Origin of the sequence: Chitinophaga lutea (genome assembly GCF_003813775.1) — a bacterium.
Classification (GTDB): domain Bacteria; phylum Bacteroidota; class Bacteroidia; order Chitinophagales; family Chitinophagaceae; genus Chitinophaga; species Chitinophaga lutea.
Genome location: NZ_RPDH01000001.1, coordinates 779,509 through 797,221 on the forward strand (window position 1 = coordinate 779,509; position 17,713 = coordinate 797,221).

At 54.3% G+C, this 17,713-nt stretch carries 15 protein-coding genes; 3 read left to right on the forward strand and 12 right to left on the reverse strand.

Annotation, left to right across the window (positions count from 1 at the left end; all coding sequences use genetic code 11):
• Positions 1-9: 9 nt before the first annotated feature.
• The 11 genes from EGT74_RS02980 to EGT74_RS03030 all read right to left on the reverse strand — a co-directional run bounded on the left by EGT74_RS02980 (position 10) and on the right by EGT74_RS03030 (position 14,814).
• Positions 10-1,677, reverse strand: a complete 1,668-nt coding sequence (locus tag EGT74_RS02980) for a right-handed parallel beta-helix repeat-containing protein (protein WP_220392799.1) — start codon at positions 1,675-1,677, stop codon at positions 10-12.
• 47 nt (positions 1,678-1,724) lie between these two features.
• Entirely contained in the window at positions 1,725-3,056 is a 1,332-nt protein-coding gene (locus EGT74_RS02985) for a T9SS type A sorting domain-containing protein (RefSeq protein WP_123845050.1), read from the reverse strand.
• A 218-nt stretch (positions 3,057-3,274) separates the two neighbouring features.
• Positions 3,275-3,907: an ankyrin repeat domain-containing protein gene (locus tag EGT74_RS02990; RefSeq protein WP_123845051.1), complete on the reverse strand. Its 633-nt coding sequence runs from the start codon at positions 3,905-3,907 to the stop codon at positions 3,275-3,277.
• A 709-nt stretch (positions 3,908-4,616) separates the two neighbouring features.
• The gene (locus EGT74_RS02995; protein ID WP_123845052.1) at positions 4,617-5,441 is read right to left on the reverse strand and encodes a hypothetical protein; all 825 of its coding nucleotides are present in this window, start codon (positions 5,439-5,441) and stop codon (positions 4,617-4,619) included.
• Positions 5,442-5,449: 8 nt separating this feature from the next.
• Positions 5,450-6,358, reverse strand: a complete 909-nt coding sequence (locus tag EGT74_RS03000; RefSeq protein ID WP_123845053.1) for a metallophosphoesterase — start codon at positions 6,356-6,358, stop codon at positions 5,450-5,452.
• The gene (locus EGT74_RS03005; protein ID WP_123845054.1) at positions 6,352-8,118 is read right to left on the reverse strand and encodes a RagB/SusD family nutrient uptake outer membrane protein; all 1,767 of its coding nucleotides are present in this window, start codon (positions 8,116-8,118) and stop codon (positions 6,352-6,354) included. The genes EGT74_RS03000 and EGT74_RS03005 overlap by 7 nt, the downstream gene beginning before the upstream one ends.
• 20 nt (positions 8,119-8,138) lie before the next feature.
• Positions 8,139-11,528 (reverse strand): SusC/RagA family TonB-linked outer membrane protein, encoded by a 3,390-nt coding sequence (locus EGT74_RS03010; protein ID WP_158617977.1) that lies wholly within the window; start codon positions 11,526-11,528, stop codon positions 8,139-8,141.
• A gap of 192 nt (positions 11,529-11,720) precedes the next feature.
• Positions 11,721-12,695 (reverse strand): FecR family protein, encoded by a 975-nt coding sequence (locus tag EGT74_RS03015; RefSeq protein WP_123845056.1) that lies wholly within the window; start codon positions 12,693-12,695, stop codon positions 11,721-11,723.
• Between the two features lie 73 nt (positions 12,696-12,768).
• Positions 12,769-13,362, reverse strand: coding sequence for an RNA polymerase sigma factor (locus EGT74_RS03020; protein ID WP_123845057.1), 594 nt, complete (start codon positions 13,360-13,362; stop codon positions 12,769-12,771).
• 162 nt (positions 13,363-13,524) lie between these two features.
• On the reverse strand, positions 13,525-13,959 hold the full coding sequence (locus tag EGT74_RS03025; protein ID WP_123845058.1) for a hypothetical protein: 435 nt from the start codon (positions 13,957-13,959) through the stop codon (positions 13,525-13,527).
• A gap of 147 nt (positions 13,960-14,106) precedes the next feature.
• Positions 14,107-14,814, reverse strand: coding sequence for a hypothetical protein (locus EGT74_RS03030; protein WP_123845059.1), 708 nt, complete (start codon positions 14,812-14,814; stop codon positions 14,107-14,109).
• A gap of 243 nt (positions 14,815-15,057) precedes the next feature.
• Here EGT74_RS03030 and EGT74_RS03035 point away from each other — a divergent pair, with 243 nt between their 5' ends.
• Complete coding sequence (locus EGT74_RS03035) at positions 15,058-15,459, forward strand: putative quinol monooxygenase (RefSeq protein ID WP_181954727.1); 402 nt, start codon at positions 15,058-15,060, stop codon at positions 15,457-15,459.
• Positions 15,460-15,513: 54 nt separating this feature from the next.
• Entirely contained in the window at positions 15,514-15,924 is a 411-nt protein-coding gene (locus tag EGT74_RS03040; RefSeq protein ID WP_123845061.1) for a hypothetical protein, read from the forward strand.
• Between the two features lie 94 nt (positions 15,925-16,018).
• On the opposite strand, the gene EGT74_RS03045 is transcribed toward EGT74_RS03040, so the two are convergent.
• Positions 16,019-16,525, reverse strand: coding sequence for a VOC family protein (locus EGT74_RS03045; RefSeq protein ID WP_123845062.1), 507 nt, complete (start codon positions 16,523-16,525; stop codon positions 16,019-16,021).
• Between the two features lie 575 nt (positions 16,526-17,100).
• Here EGT74_RS03045 and EGT74_RS03050 point away from each other — a divergent pair.
• On the forward strand, positions 17,101-17,676 hold the full coding sequence (locus tag EGT74_RS03050) for a cupin domain-containing protein (protein ID WP_123845063.1): 576 nt from the start codon (positions 17,101-17,103) through the stop codon (positions 17,674-17,676).
• The last annotated feature ends 37 nt before the right edge of the window (positions 17,677-17,713 follow it).

A 17,713-nucleotide genomic window follows, 5' to 3' on the forward strand; every position in this document is an offset into this window, starting at 1 on the left:
TAATATCTCTTACGGCGTATTGTTTTTCTCCCATACGGGCCCGGTGAAGGTCGTGCTGTACTTCTTCCCATGCTCGCGGCTGCCGCACGGATGCGGCACCATCGTGTTGGCCGACTGCTGCAAACCGATCACGGAGGTAAATACGAAACCGGGGTAAGGTGATTTCTGGATGGTATTGTGATGTACGTTGATCTGCCCGAACGCACCGGCGGCAGGCACATTCCCCGCTCCGTTGGAATAGAATACGGACAGTACGCCCGGCGGCATGGCCTGGTTGGTTTTCTCGAACATACATTCGAAGAAACGGTTGTGCCTGATCTCCACATTGTCCGCGAAGCCGCCGCCCATCCAGTGGATTTCGGGCGCTACGAGTATGCCGTTCATGGCGGTACCGGTTATTTCATTGTCGTGCACGATGCCGTTGCTGCTTTTGATGAGGATGCCGCGGGAGCGGTTATAGCCCACTTTGTTGTTGCGGATCACAAACCCTTTTCCCATATGGCTGTCGTTGTACACCACATCGCCAATCCCCATGGCCGGCATGGTATCGACGGTGATGCGCACGCCCCTGGTGTAGTTCGGTTTGAACAGCAGGGTTTCGTACAGCGCGAAAACGGCCTGTTTCTCCGTCTCGGTGGGTGTATATGGCTCAACAGCCACCACTTTCATTTTGCTGTTTTTAGTGCCCGCATACAATACATGCTGCAGGGTATCGCCGGTGTAGAATACGAGGTTCGCTTCGCGCGCCATCAGGTATACTGATTTGGTGGCGCTGTCTACACGGCATACGGGGAATGAGCGGCCGCATACGATGATACAGTCGTCCCCGTTGTGTTTCACGTCACAGTTTTCCACCAGCGGGCCGATGCCGGCCATGCTGCTATGAATACCGTCCGCGTTGCTGGAACGCAGCCTCGCCGGCATGCCCGGCGCCGTGGGGCCGCGGCCTACCTTGCAGCGGTTGTAGTGTGTGCTCCTGCAATCCCTTTCATAGAAAGAAAAACTGTTCGAGCCGTACACGGTCACATCTTCCACGGTGGCGTTCGTGCATTTTTCCAGCTGGAAGGCGTGCGCGGCGGGATTGGCTTTGGTGGACACCACGTCGAGCACCACCAGGTCGCCCACTTTTTCGCCCGCTGCCCAGGCCGTGCTTTTGGTAAGCCGGAAGCGGCGGGTGCCTACTTTCTGGAAGGCGGAATAATGTCCTTCGCCGGTGGTGATGCTGTTTCTTTTCAGCTGCCGCGTGGCCGCATCGTAGAACTGCACGCGGGCGTTCTTTACATTGTCGACGGGATATCCCGGATCGATTTCCACCTCGAACCACATGTTACCGGCATCTTTGGCCACGATCGCGCCCTGGGTGAAACAGAGCGGGTCGTAGTCGATGGAGAAGCCGGATATTTTGATGTTCGTACAATTCAGGAACCGGAAGGCCAGTTCCTGGGAATTGCAGATGATGGAGGCGCCGTTGCCCCTGATCTCCACATTGCTGAGGTTGGCGAACTGGTAAGCTCCGTTTGTCATATTGTTGAGCAGGTATTTGCCTGCCGGGATTTCGATAACGGGATTGTTCTTCTGCGCGTCGAGGATGGGCTTCAGCTCGGGCAGCTGCGCCTGTGCCGCCACGGCCAACGCCATACACACACAGAGATGCAATATTCGGGAAGTGAGTTTCATGGTATGCTTGCTTGTTATTTTATGATTTGAATAGGCCTGCCGGATTATTACAGTACCAGCAACTTTTTGGTGGTCTGTTTTTTACCGTCGTTCAGCGTCACATAATACACGCCTTTGGCCAGCCCCTGCACGTTGATGGTCACCTTGCCCGCCTGTATCGAAGCCGGCGCAATCCGCCGTACAACCTGCCCCGCGGCGTTCGTGAGCACGATAGACGGGTTGGACAGCTGCGTTGTATTGAAGGTTACCACCACGTTCTCTCTCGCCCCGTTGGGCGACAGTTTCAGGCTGATGGAATCCGTATCGCCTTTACGTGCCAGCGTATTGACCGCCACTCCTTCCGGCGCCATCACGACAGACCGGAATACGTTCTGTTCGTTGGCCCTGACGATCACGGTGGGCACTGCGGCTGAAAAGTCGCTGTTATACCCGGTGCTGTCGGTCAGCGTCACGATTTCCCCGCCGGCAGCGGTGGCGTTGTCGTTTCTCCGGATGGCGTACAGCAGCACCGTTCCGTTGGTATGCAGTGTGCCGGTAACGGCGCGGTATTTATCCGACGCCACGCCGATGGCCCCGTTGCTCACCCATGCGCCGCCTGAGAGGGAATACTTCCGCAGCAGGTTATCGTGCGCGAGGTACAGCACATCGGACCCGCTGCCCGCGTTAACGATCAGGAACTGATACGGGCTCCCCGTGGCCGGAAGGCCGGGCAGGTTCACCATGGTTTGCCCCGCCGTAACAGGCAGCCCGGTGCCCACGGTGGTGAGCCGGTAAGAGCCGGAAGTGGAAGAGGCGTACAGCTGCCCGTTGGATACCACGAGCGAGCGCGCCGTGGCATTGGTGAGCTGCACGTGGGAGGTGCCGCCCGGCGTGGTATACATGATACCACCGGAGCCGCCGCTCACCCAGATGCCCGAGCCGTCGATCACCGCCGCCCGCACCGCCTGGCCGCTGAACGCGCTTAACGCGGTGCTGGTATTCACCGTACCGTCTGTATTCACCACTCCAACCACTCTTTTCACGGTAGTGGAAGAAATGGACGATACGCCCGTGGTGCCGGGGTCCGCATCGTAACCCGCGAGCGCCAGTTTGCTCCCGTCCTGCGAACGGCTGAGATACCCCTCGGTGTAATCGGTTGTTGAAATGGGCAGTGTGAGCCTTTTGTGATCGCCCGAAACAGTTACGGGCATGGCGATGCTTCGTACCAGGTCGCCGCAGGGATTGTATTCATCCAGGAAAACAGGTTGCGCCACACCGGCCGTGAGGGTGTCTGCCCCCGAACCGATTCTCAGCACCACAAAATTTCCCGGGATAAAGGATTGCGCGAAACAATTGGACACGAATAGTACATAGAGGATAACGTGGACAGTTCTTTTCATGTGTGGAATGCTTATGGAAACAAGTAACACAAAAAGGCAGGTGCCCACAAAGAAAGAGCGGTGATTTTTTTATTGGGAATGTTCCCAGCGCGAGGGAATGTTCCCATGGCGAAGAGAACCGCCTAATTAAAGGAGAAGTTTGCGCCGCGTTGCACCGCCAGCCGCGCCCCGGCAGGAAGTGCCGGCTATTTCATGCGAGAAGGCCGTTCAGTGCCGCACTATCGTAACAGGTCGATCATTGCCGTATCCTGTTCATCAAGGAAACCCAACAGCGTGGTGCCATCGATATTCGTAACGGTTTTATCGGCCCCTGCTGCAATCAGCAGCCGGGCGCATTCCACCTGGCGAAGCCTGTTTTCCGCCCCTCCGTGTTTGAACCCATGAACGGCCCATAAGAGCGGAGTGCCTTTAAAATCGATGCATCGTTGATGAACGTCCGCCTTTTCCCGAAGCAGCCTCTCCACCAGCTTGTCCCTGCCAACCCATGCGGCCCAGTGCAGGGCGGTGCCGCCATGACACCCTGCATGGTGAATATCCGCGCCGTTTTCTATGTACAGGATACCGACTTCCTCCGCATGCAGGCTGGCCGCCGCAATCAGCGGGGTATCCTGCTTTTCGGCCTGTGCGTTACCGTTCACGTTGGCCCCGTGCGCCAGAAATATGCGGGCCATTTCAACCGCTTCCTGATCGGTATAGGCATGGGCAAATACGCCGTCGCAGATCCGGTGCAGCGGATGGGCTTTGGTTGTGTTCTTTTCATCGAAAAGAATGCCCTCATTGGCCAGGGAAGGGTTTTGAGAAAGCGCCCTTTTTATTCCTTCGTAATCTTTGTTGATGATCAGTTCTTTCATGATGCGATGATTTTTAATAGCCCCGGTTTATCCCGCGTTATTTTACAAGCGTTACAATTTACGGAGCGCACGCATGATCTGTCTATCGTCGACACGATTGTACCTGCACAGTGTAATAGCCTTCTTCGCTCCTTCACAGTATAAATTTACCGCGAATAGGCACACCGGGGCGGAATATTATCTGAAATGCCCGTTTGCGCTGATGAATATCCCCGCTGCGATGTTGAGTTCCCTGAAATGGTCGCGGCGGTCGTACGGCGGGGATAAACGTTGCCGGACACCGCTCCTCCTGCCGGAAAATGTGCATGAGTGCAGAATATGGACAAAATCGCCCATGCCCGTCATGACCGCCCCCCCGGGCCGGAAATTGTGCACGAATGGACAGAGATTTGATCTGAGTGGAGATTCTGAGGGCAAAAGACGAAGCTACAACGAACCTACACTAGGGGAATAACGAACCTACGCTCCAAAGGGAAGGTTCGTTGTAGGTTCGTTGTAGCTTCGTTGTAGGTTCGTCTTTCTCCGTGCCGGGGTGGTGGCACAAGGCAGTTTGCCAGCTTCTTTTCTACCGGAAGGGAAACGGCGCCCGTCAAACGGGGATTTGACACAACGGAGCGGAGCAACCTGCTGCCCCGCCGTTCGGGAAATAACATACAAAAGCCCCGGAAGCTTTTCCGGGGCCGGTGTATGGGGTTAAGACGCTTTTTTATTACGAATTGTTGTTGCTCTGAAACGTGATCAACAGCACGCCGAGGTTGCTGTAAACAGCCAGTTTATTGGCCAGGTCAGGCTCACCGTAGTACCTTGCCAGCGCCCAGGAATACATTTTCACGGGCTGCGTTCCCACGGTTTTGCCCGTAAAGTAATTTTTCATCGGTGTATTCACCGCCGCATCGTAACTGATGCCGTCGATACCATAAGTGATCATATCGCTGTACATGGCGTCCATGGCTTTCGTTTGCTGTTTGGGGGTTTTGCCGTATACATCCTGCCAGTTGCAGTAGTAACTTACCAGCCAGCTCTGCTGCTTGAAACTTACCAGGTAGGGTATATACCTGCTTTCCACCAGTACGCGGCTCTTGATGGCATACATGCTGTCCATTTTATTGAGGGTGGCCATAAACAGCTGCTCGTTGGCGGTGCTGTTCAGATCTTTGCAATCCAGCCACAGGAACTCAAAATCCGGCATTTTCTGGTGAAGGTTCGCAAAATACTCTTCCAGGCTCTGGCCCGTGGCGGTGGCGGCTTCGTGGCCGATCAGCAGGGCGGGCTGGTTATTCCGCGTGCCCACGAAAATGTCTACTTCCATGCTTTTGATGCCGGCAGCGATGATCTCGTCTACCTTCAGCAGGTTATTGGCCCTGTGTGCGGCCACTATAGGGCCCGTGGTGGTCTGTGCCCCCACGGTGGATAGTTTTTCCGGCGCCGGAGCGGTACCGTCGGGTCCGGATTGTTTGGAGCAGCTGGTGACGGCCGCGCCGGCAAAAAGCATCATCGCCAGCAGCGTAGCTTGCAGTTTTCCTGTTTGTTTCATTTTGGGTTTTATTTTGAATTGAACAATAAAGTTCTTGACGACATCCGCCCCCGCCCCGTCAGCACTATTTTGTCGGGGTACAGCTCCACCACGCCGTAAGCGTTCTGATCCGGTGTTTCGATCATGCCTTCAAGGGTTACGGCGGGTATCCTGTTGTAATAGGCGAAACCACCGGTGTGATGATGGCCGGATAATATGCCTTTCACGTTGGGGAATTTTTCCAGGATAGCAAGCACGGCGCGGTTGTTCAGGGTTTCATAGCCGCTTTCGGGAAACAGGGGGTGATGGGTGAACACCAGCACGTTCTCCTTCTTTTTCTTCGCCTTCGCGAGCTGCTGCTCCAGCCAGGAAAGCTGGCGCCGGCTAACGCCGCCATTCCAGGGCTGCATGTTTTTCCTCCCCGCTTTTTTCAGACCGTCTATCTGCGCCTCCCATTCCTTTCGTACGGGAGCACCTTCATTGGCGCCGTAACCGGACACCTCGTTGGTATTTAACACGATAAACATCCAGCCGCCTTTTTCAAACGCATAATAGGGCGCGGGCATCTCAAACTGCCTGAACAACGCATCGCGGTCGGATACGCCTACAAAATCGTGGTTGCCCAGCACATTACGGAATCCGGCTTTCAGCCGTTTGAGTTGTGCCATCACGGGCCCCAGGTCTTTCGGCCCCTGGTCCACCAGGTCGCCGAACACGGCGCTGAAAGCGAGTTGTTCGTTGTTCAGATCGGCGACGCAGCTGTCCATTTTCTGCAGGGAGCGCCTGTAGTAACGCGTGCCGCGGTCGGGCTGGTCGGCATACTGAATATCCGCGATGACGCCGAAACGGACAGCCGGCGCCGTCGTCTGCGCGGCGGATTGTAAACTGATAAAAAGAAAAAAGAGCGCGAGTATGTGGCGGGAAAATTGTTTTACCATCCGGGATTCTGTTTAAGGTTTTTGTTCAGCGTGATTTCATTGGTGGGGATGCACTCCAGGTAGTCGCGCCGGGCATTGAAACGGTATCCGGTGGGGAGTTGCTTTACAAACGGGTCGATCAGGCCGTCGGCATCTACCTGGTAGTTGATTTTCTGGCCCGTCCACTCGGTCAGGTCGAGGGGATACCCCTTCGGTCTTTTGCCTGCCATCAGTTTATGTGCGGCCCAGCGCCTGAGATCGTCGTAGCGGAAACCTTCGGCGGCCAGTTCCACCGTTCTCTCGCGGCGTATTTCATGCAGCTCGTCGGATAACGGATAACCGTAATCCGCATAGCGGCTCCGGTAAGGATCGGGGTTTACCCTGAAGTCCGGCATGCCCGACCGCCGGCGCAGGAGATTGATGGACCTGTTGTAGTCCACCGCCTCGCCCAGCTCCGCGGTGGCTTCCGCATAGTTGAGCAGTACCTCGGCATAGCGGAAAACGATGGACGCGGTGATGCTGTTGGTGTTCCAGGCCACGCCGCTCCCCGCCTGCGGATCTTTGGGGTCGTTGCCTTTCCTGATCTGGAAGCCGGTGTTGTTCAGGTACTCGCCCGACTTGTCGAGGAACGGTTTGCTGAACACGCCCTTCCCGTAACTGTTGTCCCACATCACCATGTTGGGTATCCAGATGAGCTGCGACAGGCGGGGATCGCAGTCCTGCGCGATCCTTGCCAGGAACTTGCTGCCTTTCACCGTTTTCGACAGGGTCATGTAATCGTAAGGAGCGCCGTTTTTATCGAGATAATGCTCTACCTGCCCCATCGTCACGGCAATGCCCGCCGTGCGGTCAGACACGTAGATCTGGTAGCTGTGCCCCATGTTCAGGGTACGGTCGAACTTCTTCCACAGCAGCACCTCCGGATTGCCGCCCTGGTCGGTCAGCGAGAACATCCTGTTGTAATCTTCACCGGGCCCCGCGCTGGTGTATATGCCTGTTTTGTAGGCCGGTTTCATCAGTTCCTCCGCCGCCTGCCTGGCTATGCGGAAGTATTTGTCGTGGTCGGCGCCCGGTGTTGCAAACTCGGTGCCTTTGTGATATTTCTGCCAGCTGCCTTCGAAGAGCGCCACCCTCGATTTAAACAGCAGCGCCGCTTCCTTGCTCAACCGGTTCGAACCGCCGGGCAAGGTTTTCAGGGAAGCCAGGTAAACGATGGCCTGGTCGAGGTTCGACAGGATGGAATCCACCACTGCCGTGCGGACGTCCCGCGCTTTGTAGAGCTCATCCGAGTCCATGCCCAGCGGTTTGTCGTACCAGGGCACATCGCCATAAGCCAGCACTTTGTCGAAATACAATTTGGCCTTGAAAAAATGCGCTTCGCCGACATACTGCTGGTATCTTTCAAACGGATCTTTACACTTGCGGTAGTTCTCGAAAAAGGTATTGACGTTGCGGATATCGGTCCACGTCCAGTTACCGCCGGAAGTGACGGGCGCGCGCGCGCCGTTCCACATGGTGCTGGCGGTGCCGGATATCTGCGTATCCGCGCCGCGTACGGCATCCCAGCTGGTCAGGCCGGTATACGAGCCCACAGACTCGATCACGGGGAACGTGGTGTAAAACTGGAGCACATATTTGTCGAGGTCGTCCGCGGTTTTCCAGTATTCGTCGTTCGATACCTGGGTGAGCGGTTTCCTTTCGAGGTAATCTTTTTTACAGGAGGACGTGATTCCCGTCGTTAACAGCAACGCGGCCCAGTATACATATGCTTTTGCTTTCATGATTTTTCAGCGTTACGGGTTTAGAATGAAACATTGATGCCGGCAGCGAACACCGCCTGTACGAACAGGTTTTTACCGTTGCCGTATTCGCCCAGCAGGGCCGTTTCCGGATCAAACCCTTTGGTAATGGACGTACGCGTCCAGAGGTTTTCTCCTGACAGGAAAAGCCTTGTTTTCTGGAGGCCCGCTTTCCTTGCCCATGTTTTCGGAAGAGCGTAGCCGATCTGCAAATTCTTCAGCCTGATATAGGCCCCGCTTTGCAGGTAGCGCGTCTGCGCCTGCTGGTTTTTCCGGTATTGGGCATTATCGCTGTAGGGCCGCGGGTAATATGCGCCGGTATTGACGCCCAGCCCTGAATATTTGCCGGCTTCCGCATCGCGGTAGTAATCCAGGTGATGCGGGAACAAAGAGCTCTGGTTCCAGGCGTTAAAGCCCCAGAACATATTTCCGCTCAGCCAGTAATCGCGTTTCCCCACGCCCTGGAAAAAAACCGACACGTCGAAGTTCCTGTAACCGGCGTTCAGGGTCAGCGAATACTGGTAACGCGGCGTGGTGTTGCCGATCACCTTCAGGTCGCCGGGATCGGTAACGGTCCCCATCCCCTGGTTGATCTTCCCGTCGCCGTTAAGGTCGCGGTACTCCACATCTCCCGTGCGCCACACCTGTGCGCTGATAAAATTCTGGGATTTGGTGCTGTTGATACGGTCCGCATCTTCTTTCGTGCCGATGAGGCCAACCGTTTCATATCCCCATATCTCCCCCATGGTTTTACCGACATATTCGGTGGTCAGTATCCCGGTCGGGTTATTGTATTTGGTTACGACGGAACGGTAGTCGGACACAAGGGCGCTGATGCCGTAGGAGAAACCGCCCACCTTGTCTTTCCAGGCCAGCGACAGGTCCCAGCCCCGCGTTCTCAGTTCCGAGTTGTTTTCCCTGGGGACGGTTGCGCCCAGCACCGCAGGCAGCGCTTTGGCGGGGCCGAGACGGTCGAACGTCATCCGCTGGTAGATATCGAGCACCATGCTCAGGCGCTGTTTCAAAAAGCTCATTTCAATGCCGAGATCGAGCGACTCGGACGATTCCCAGGTAAGCTCCGGGTTGATGAGGTTGGGGCCGGTGGTATATGCCGGCCGGTTGCCGCTCACGATCCAGTTCAGGTTGGGCTGGATGTTCAACAGCGGCAGGTCCTGGTAGGCGGCCACGCGCTGATTGCCCAGCCTCCCCCACGATGCCCTGATCTTCATGGCGTTCACGTAGGGGCTTACCTGTTCCCAGAATTGCTCCCGGTCGATATTCCAGCCGGCGGACAATGACGGGAAGAAACCCCAGCGTTTGCTGCGGGCGAAGATGGACGTGCCGTCGTACCGGCCGTTCACTTCGAGCAGGTATTTATCGCGGTAGCTGTAGTTGAACCGTGCAAAATACCCCTGTGTGGCCCAGTGGCTCATCGCGTCATACACCTGCATTTCCCCGATGGCCGTTGTCATGGACGGTACGGAAGGCGCCAGCAACGAGCGTTTCAAACCACCCAGCGCGTCGCTTCTATTCGATTCCTGCTGGTAGCCCGCCATCAGCGACAGATGATGGTCTGTGAGCAAATCGTATTTATAGCTGGTGTAAAGGTTGAAGGAACTGTATACGCTGTTCGTTTTTTCCTTGGAGATGTAAGAGGGCACGGTGGATTGTATGGCCGACATCGAACCGTCCACCATGTCTTCGTACGCCGTCAGAAAAACTTTTTCATAATCGCTGTAGGGCAAATCCACAGAATAGTCCGCATTGATCTCCCAGTTTTTCACCGGCGTGAATACCGTGGCGAAACGCTGCGTCAGTTCCCGGCCCACCGTTTCATCGGTAGCGGCCAGCATCGCCGGTATGCGGGAAAGGTTGGAGTAGTGGCCGTTGGGAGATTTCAGCCACTGGTTGGGATGCGTGCGGAGCACGTGGTGCAGCGCCAGCGAATAAGTGCCGTCAACGCCGGGTTTATTCCGTTGCGACTGCATCAGGCGGGTGTTGGAGGTAAACTTCCACCAGTCGGTAAGTTTCACATCCAGCTTGGAGTTCAGGTTGACGCGCCTGTAGTCGTCCTGCCCGAATTTAAGGATGCCTTTTTCGTAGGTATGCCCGGCGGAAATAAAATACGCCAGGTTCTCCCCGCCCCCGCTGACCGATAAATTCTGCTGGTTACGATGCCCGTTGCCGAAGTGAATGTCCATCCAGTCGTTGTTCCCGTTGGAAAGCAGGTAGGTGCCCCAGTTCTTGGGATTACCCGGGTCGGGGATCGTTTGCGGGCCGCCGGGGTCTTTCATATAGGCGATGATCCGGTCGATCGTTTCTTCCGTAAACAAACGGGCCACGCCCTGATTATCGTGCATTTCGTTCATCGCTTTTACGAACGTGTATGCGTCGAGCATATGGGGCTTGTCGATGGGTGTGGATACCGCCCCGTTGGCGGAAAAATTCACCTGCACCTTTTTCCCCAGCGCGCCCGATTTGGTGGTGATCAGCACAACGCCGTAAGGCGCGCGGGCGCCGTAAATGGCGGACGCGGCCGCATCTTTCAATACGGAGATGCTCTCGATGTCGTTCGGATCCACATCGTTCAGATCTCCCTGCGTACCGTCGATCAGCACGAAGGGCGCGCCCTGGCCGCGTATCTGTATGCCCATTTTGGCGCCCGGCTCGTAACCCATGGCGCCGTAGTTGAACTGCACGCCCGATACCGTGCCCTGCATGGCCTGGCTCACGTTCATCACCGGCCGGTTCCGGAGGCGGGCGCCGTCGATCACTTCCACCGAGCCCGTCAGGTTTGTTTTCTTCTGTTTGCCGTATCCTACCACCACCACATCCCCCAGGGCAACGGCCTTCCCTTCCGCCAGCGTCACCGTGAGGTCGGCGGATGCAGGGGCTACCGCCACCTCCTTCGTGGCGTACCCGATAAAACTGACGGTCAGGGTGTCTTCTCCCGTGGGAGCGGCTATGCGGAAGGCGCCGTCCGCGCCCGATACGGTGGAGATATTGCTTTTCTTCAGCCGTATGCTTGCGCCGGGAATGCCGGCGCCGTCGGCCGACACGATTTTACCCGTAAGCGATTCCTGTTCTTTCGCCTGTTCCTTTTTTACCAGCGTGAGGCCGTTGTTCCCTTTCAATATCTTCACGTCAAGCGGATCCAGCAGCCTGTGCAGCACGCTTTCCAGGGATTCGCCCCTGATCACCAGCTGATCGATCTTCCGGTGTTTGAGCCCCAGCTTTTCGGTAAAAGCGATATCCACCCCTGTTTTCTTTTGCAGGTCTACCAATACCTCGTGTATCGTGGTGTTATTGTAGGTGAGATGCAGCGGTTTCCCGGCGGATTGAGCATTGGCGGGAACCGCCGTGAGCAGGCAGAGCGCGAATGCCAGCACCATAGGCAACGCATAAGGCCATCCCGGCCTCCGTGATTTTTTCGCGGGTCTGAAGAGTAGCATTTGTTGACTTTAAATTGTTTGACGAAACGGTAAAGACGGCGTAAACGGATCCACCGGAAAAGCGCCGGCAGCTTTCCTCCGGATCATTCACATCTATGACCGGGCCGCATCATGCGGCCCCTCTTGTTTTGGTTAATACAGCACTATACGCGATCTGTCTTCTTTTTTGACGGTGTACTTTTTCCCGGTGAGCCGCAGTATCTGCTGCAGCATTTCCCCCCCGGGAATGGACTTCCGGAACGTAATGTTGTAACGGTCTTTGAGCAAACCGGCATCGCCGGTCACCAACCTCCAGCCGTACATGTTGTACATGGTTTGGCTCAGCTCCTGGAAGCTGGACTGGTCCAGCACAACCACACCCGTCATCCACGAATTGCCGTGGTTATCGGCAACAGCCCCGAGGTTGTAGCCGCCCGTCCGCCGGTCAAATTTCAGCTCCTCACCGGGCTTCAATGCAGACAGTATTTTCTCTTTCAGGGAAACACGCACCATGCCCGTATGCACGGCTACTTTGGTGCTCTTTACAGCGGGGTATGCCTGCACATTAAAACTGGTGCCCAGCACACGGATATCCAGGTCGCCCCCTTCGATAACAAACGGTCGCAGCGGGTCTTTCCGCACGTCAAAAAAAGCCTCGCCCTGCAGCGCCACCTTTCTCGCGTTGCGCGTATAATCCGCCAGCACACGCAGCTCCGTATTCGCATTCAGCACCACCACCGTACTATCGGGCAGCACAACGCGCTGCTGTTCCATCGGGCCGGTTTTAAACGTCCGTATAACGGGGCCCGCCAAAAATTCCGCGGGTTGCACAACCGCTTCCTTTTTCGACCACTGGTACCAGGTAAAGATCAGCGCAGGCAGCAGCACGGCGGCAGCCACCCAGCGCCACGGCAGGCGCCTCACCTTCGGCGCGGCGGCAGCCCGGACCGTTCCGGACAATATCCTGGTTTCTACTTCGGATATGAACGCTTCGCTGATGGCCGTTGGTTCGTCGGCCGGGGCCTCCTCCAGCGACTGGTACCATAACTCCACCACGAACCGTTCCGCCGGTGTGGCGGTACCGTTCCGGTATTTCTGTATGAGTTTCTGCAGCTGGTGATTTTCCACTGTCTTCCCGTTTTACAGGACTAAGACAAGCGGCAGGGGGGAAAAGTATGCAGGAAAGCAAAAAAAAATGTGGCTACCCTTTGGTGAGCAGGCAAAATACGGTAATGCAGAGGGAATGGTGAATGTCGGGGTGCCGTTGTTTCAGGGCCTGCCTGATCCTGCGGTACATCTCCATGCTGTAGCCTTTTACCGTCTGTTCGGCCAGCCCCAAAGCCTGGGCAATTTCTTTCAGGGTATAGTCCTCGTTCCGCAGCGCGAAAATCTTTTGCATGTTCTCCGGCAGTTCCGATATGATGGCCGAAAGGCTGGTATTGAGCTCTTTTTCCACCAGCAGGTCCAGTACGGGAGATTGTACCGCCCTGATGCCCAGCGTCATTTTTTCGACGGTCCGCTGGTGGAGGTCCGTTTTCGACAGATGATTCAATATCCTGTTCTTGAGGGCGGTATTGAGATAGGCCGCCACCGAGCCTTTAATGGATAACTTTTCTCTTTTCACCCAAATGTCGATCATCAGCTCCTGCACAATATCGGCCGCATCGTCGCGGTTGCCCAGTTTGCCATAGGCAATGCCCAATAATCTGCCGGTATGTTCCCGTACGAGCTGCTCATATTCCAAATGCGCCACCGTGGCCGGGGCGTCGTTAAACTTCGGATCGGGACGAGACATGGTGCATGTTTGAAACGTGAATTATTCCGTGCTAATGTAACAAACATTTGTTAGAATAGTATGAGGGTGGCGATGGCGGTCAGGGAGTGCGCCCCATCCAATTGCGAGGTTCGTTGTTGCTTCGCCTGTCACGGAGTGAAGGAATAATAAAGCCGGCAGTTTTTAAGGAACTACGCTGCTACCGGAGCTCATAATGATCTTTGAATAGGGCAATACAAATACAACAATCGCCAGGCATACAACGAACGCCGTTAGGCTTAAAATCACAAGCAAGATATGAAACCAGTCTTCCTGGATTTCATTGTACCCTGGAATGCGGTGGGCCCTTTCCGGGTGGCGGGCTGCGATCTCACGCCGTTTCTGATCTTTTTCCCGCTTATGCCAGCAGGCTACCAGCGCAATAAAAAACAGGATGGCCAGTGCAAGCGGGATCGTCATGGCCGAGCTCAATGGAACAAACAGGCTGATCAGCAATAAACTACCTGCCAGCCCGAGAAATACGAAATAATCAGCCTTCAGACCCCAAAAACGACTGATCATCCAATGAAGACCGTAGAAAACTCCGCAAATGATTACGAAAAGAAAGGTTTCACCCATGGCAAAGGGATTGTTATACCAATATAACGAATTTAACCGGGGCCTCTTAAACAATCCAGGACTGCGTTCATGACACATAGGACGGATAGAGCTGGCCGATATCAATCCCATTTGTGGACGACGCAGGTTTACAACATCCACAAGCCGTCAGTTCAGGTTCAACCCAAACACAAGGCCCAACCAGGGCCTGTTGTTATAAACCCAGCTGCCGTGGTTGCCATCCATGAGCCTGTCCCATCCGATTGCGACGCCGGCGGTAAACTGGTTCAAAGCGGCAATGGCAGCAATCCCCCTGTTGAACACAACGCCGTCGTACTCCGATTGAACGGCCCCGGACGTTACATGCGGACTGACAAAAGTATTGCCGAACCCCATATAGGTGCCAACGGAAAATCCCAGGTGCGTGATCGTTCTTTTGGAAATGCCGATGGGGCTTACGTTGTAGCGCAGTATGTAAAAGTCTTTTCGATACCCGAGGTACAGCCCGCCGTTGAGATTGGCATTCAGCTGCCTGGTGACGCCTTCTGCCGGGAAGCGGTATTTAATGGGAACGGTAAGAAAATCGATGTCGAAGCTCCCTTTGGTGAAAACAGGCGATTGGCTCAGGCTGCCGGGCGCTACGTTCCCATAAACGAGCGCACGCGCCTGCATGGTATCCACGTGCTTTCGGGCCGCCACCTTTGAGACAGGATAAGCCCGTATCAGATCGTCATCATTGTGAATGTATACCTTTCGCATGTTGCCAGTGCCGCTGGCATTATAGTAACCGTCCGAGAACTGATATTTTGCACTGGGTTTAAAAATCCCGCAGCCATAGCAGCCGGCCATCAGGATGAAGGGTAAAATGAGCCGCATCGTCCGTTGTTTTAGGGCACAAAGATATAACAGCGTATTATAAATGCGCCGTACCCCTGACAGAAGCTGTACAGCGCTTACGCCGGAATGTAAAGAAAGTTATGTTCACCCGCTGGCGGAGCCGGTAAAAGAAGAGGGGAAATGATATGCAGGTTTCTGAAATATGGCAGCTGAATGAGGCTAAAACTTTGTAACATTGTACCAGGGGAAGAACATCCTGTCACAAGTAAAATGTGCTTTCATATGGTTCAGCCAAAAGGCATCTTTCATTTCCTGATCGTTAGCGGCATCGCCATCATGCTGGCCGCCTGCAATGCCGCCAAAGCCCCTCAAAAGCCGGGAAAGGTCCGGCTTGCAAAGATCGTGGTTGATTCTGCGCAGCTGGAAAACTATAAAACGCTCCTGAAAGAAGAGATCGAAGCATCCATAGCAAAGGAGGCCGGCGTACTGACACTATATGCGGTCTTTGAAAAGGAAAGACCGACCCACCTCACAATCCTGGAAATCTATGCCACAGAAGAGGCGTATCAGGCGCATCTGAAAACCACGCACTTTTTGAAGTATAAAAACGGGACTGCGCATATGGTCAGGGAACTGGAACTGGTGGAAACGGATCCGCTTGTCCCTGAATTAAAGATCAAGTAACGGGCCCGCTGAAGAATCCCCGTCATCATTTGTTTAACATTTGCTTATAAACGCATGCTGAAAGCTATTTTCTTTATCCCATTCGTATTGCTTGGGCATTTCGCCTCATCCCAGGATATCCCGAAAGATCTGTACGGCAACTGGAGAGGTACGGTCAGGGTACGTAGCGACGGGAAGCCATATTCCAGTAAAATAAAAACCGTGATGCAGAGCCATAATGGCTACCACCTGAAAATTTCAAAGGACGGGTGGCTTACCAATGACGACGGATTGCGTGAAAAATTACAATACAACAAAAAGGACAGCAGTTTTTTCCTGGCCGACAGGCACTTTGTGAAAATCGAACGGTTGACGCCAACAAAGATGGTCCTCCGCCTGTATCTTTTTTATGACCGGAAAGCTGCTGCGACGATCACGGATAAATCTTTTTTTCACCGCTGTTATTACGTGAAAAAGGGAGCATAAATACAAGTCCTCAAAACTATCCATAAGTCAAGGCCGTCAGACACCCTCGATGGTATCCGGCGGAGCGCTGGCCTCAGACCGGATAAACCAATCCTCACCCGCCCTTCATCTGTTCGATCGCCTTCCACCCTTCCGGCGTGATGCCCATGATTTCGGTCACAACGCCGAGCGTCTGGTAGGTGTCAAAGAAAACCATCCGCGCGATCGGGTGGTCTACTTCGCTGATGACCGCATACCCCTGGCCGCGCAGATCGCCGGTGACCCGTTCGAAATCGCTGACCGGCAAACGGAAGGCAAGGTGTTGTGTGCCGCCCGCGGGATACTTGGCGAGATAGTCGTGGAACATGCTTTGCCCGGAAAGCGGCTGCACCAGCTCGATGAATGTGCCCCCGTTGTAGGTCTGGGTGGTCAGCCATTCCCCGGCCGCCGGCAGGCCGTAGTAGGTCATCCCCAGATCCCGCGCGCGCACGTGTTCCGGTTCGGGGAAACCCGCTATACCCAGGGCATTCGTAAGGAACTTGACCGCAGCGTGAATGTCCGGGACCACCCAGCCGATCTGGGCCAGTTCAAGCCCGGCGATGGTAGTGTTGATGCTGTTCATGTTTGTATGCAGTTAGGTGAATGCTTAGCCAAAGGTAAAACGGAAGGATTGACCGCATCAGGGGCATTCGCGGCAATAAGGGGGCCGTTTGCGACTATCGTCTCCCGGGAAACAATGGCCAACATCATCAAAAAGGGCCCACCGGCCAATGGCGGAAGAAGCACAACATCCGGCGCATCAATTTTTTTTCATCTTCCGCCTTTTTCGTAATTTACTGCTCATTGGAATGGGATGAAACATATGAGCACAATTTATTCGTATTTTTAATCATATTTAAATCTCAAATCTCAGGACTTACGCGTTAATATACGTTCCCCAAAGCGGCTCCAAATACCAGGAAAGATTGTATGCTTTCCATTTTCCTGAAAAAATTAATGGTAATATACCTTGCCGACAAAGCATGTACACGACAACTCAATCTTTTGAAGAATTGATCAACAGTGCAATAATTGCCAGTGTTTTCAAAGATAACCACCAAAAAACTTCAGTAGAAACGCGACAATATCATTGAAGAAAAGAAAGCCTAAAGGTCAGATCACTATCATATTGAATTATCCAGAATCAAAACTTCCTTTATGAAACGCAACTCCTTTTTAAAGCTGGGCCTCGCCATGGGTGCCCTTCTTACCGCTCCGCTCAGTATTTATGCAAGAGTCAGAAAAGAAATCCGCGACGACAAAGGCTTCAAAGTGGATGCGGGAAAAGACCGCTTTAATAAAAGCACGACCCCTTTTGCCGGTGATACCTTTTATACCAAAGTATCAGGCAGCGACACAGATGGAGGCATGTATGTTTTTGAATCGACACGCATAAATGAAGGAGGCCCCATACTGCATACGCACTACGACACCGATGAATGGTGGTATATTTTAGAGGGCGAATTCCTTGTGCGGGTCGGGGAGACCACTTATACCGCCAGGCCCGGCGACCTGATATTTGGCCCGCGGAAAGTACCGCATACCTTTGCAAAGGTAGGGCCAGGATTGGCAAAGCTGATCATCTGTCATCAACCTGCCGGTAAAATGGAAGAATATTTCAAGAAGCTCAGTGAAGGCGTAGCCGCTAAAATGACAGAGGCGGAACGAGATAATCTTAGAAAAGAACACGGCTTTGAAAGAGTTGGCCCGCCGATAACGTATTTAAAACAATAAAAAACAGTATTGCTTTTTTTTACGGGACTGCCCGCCA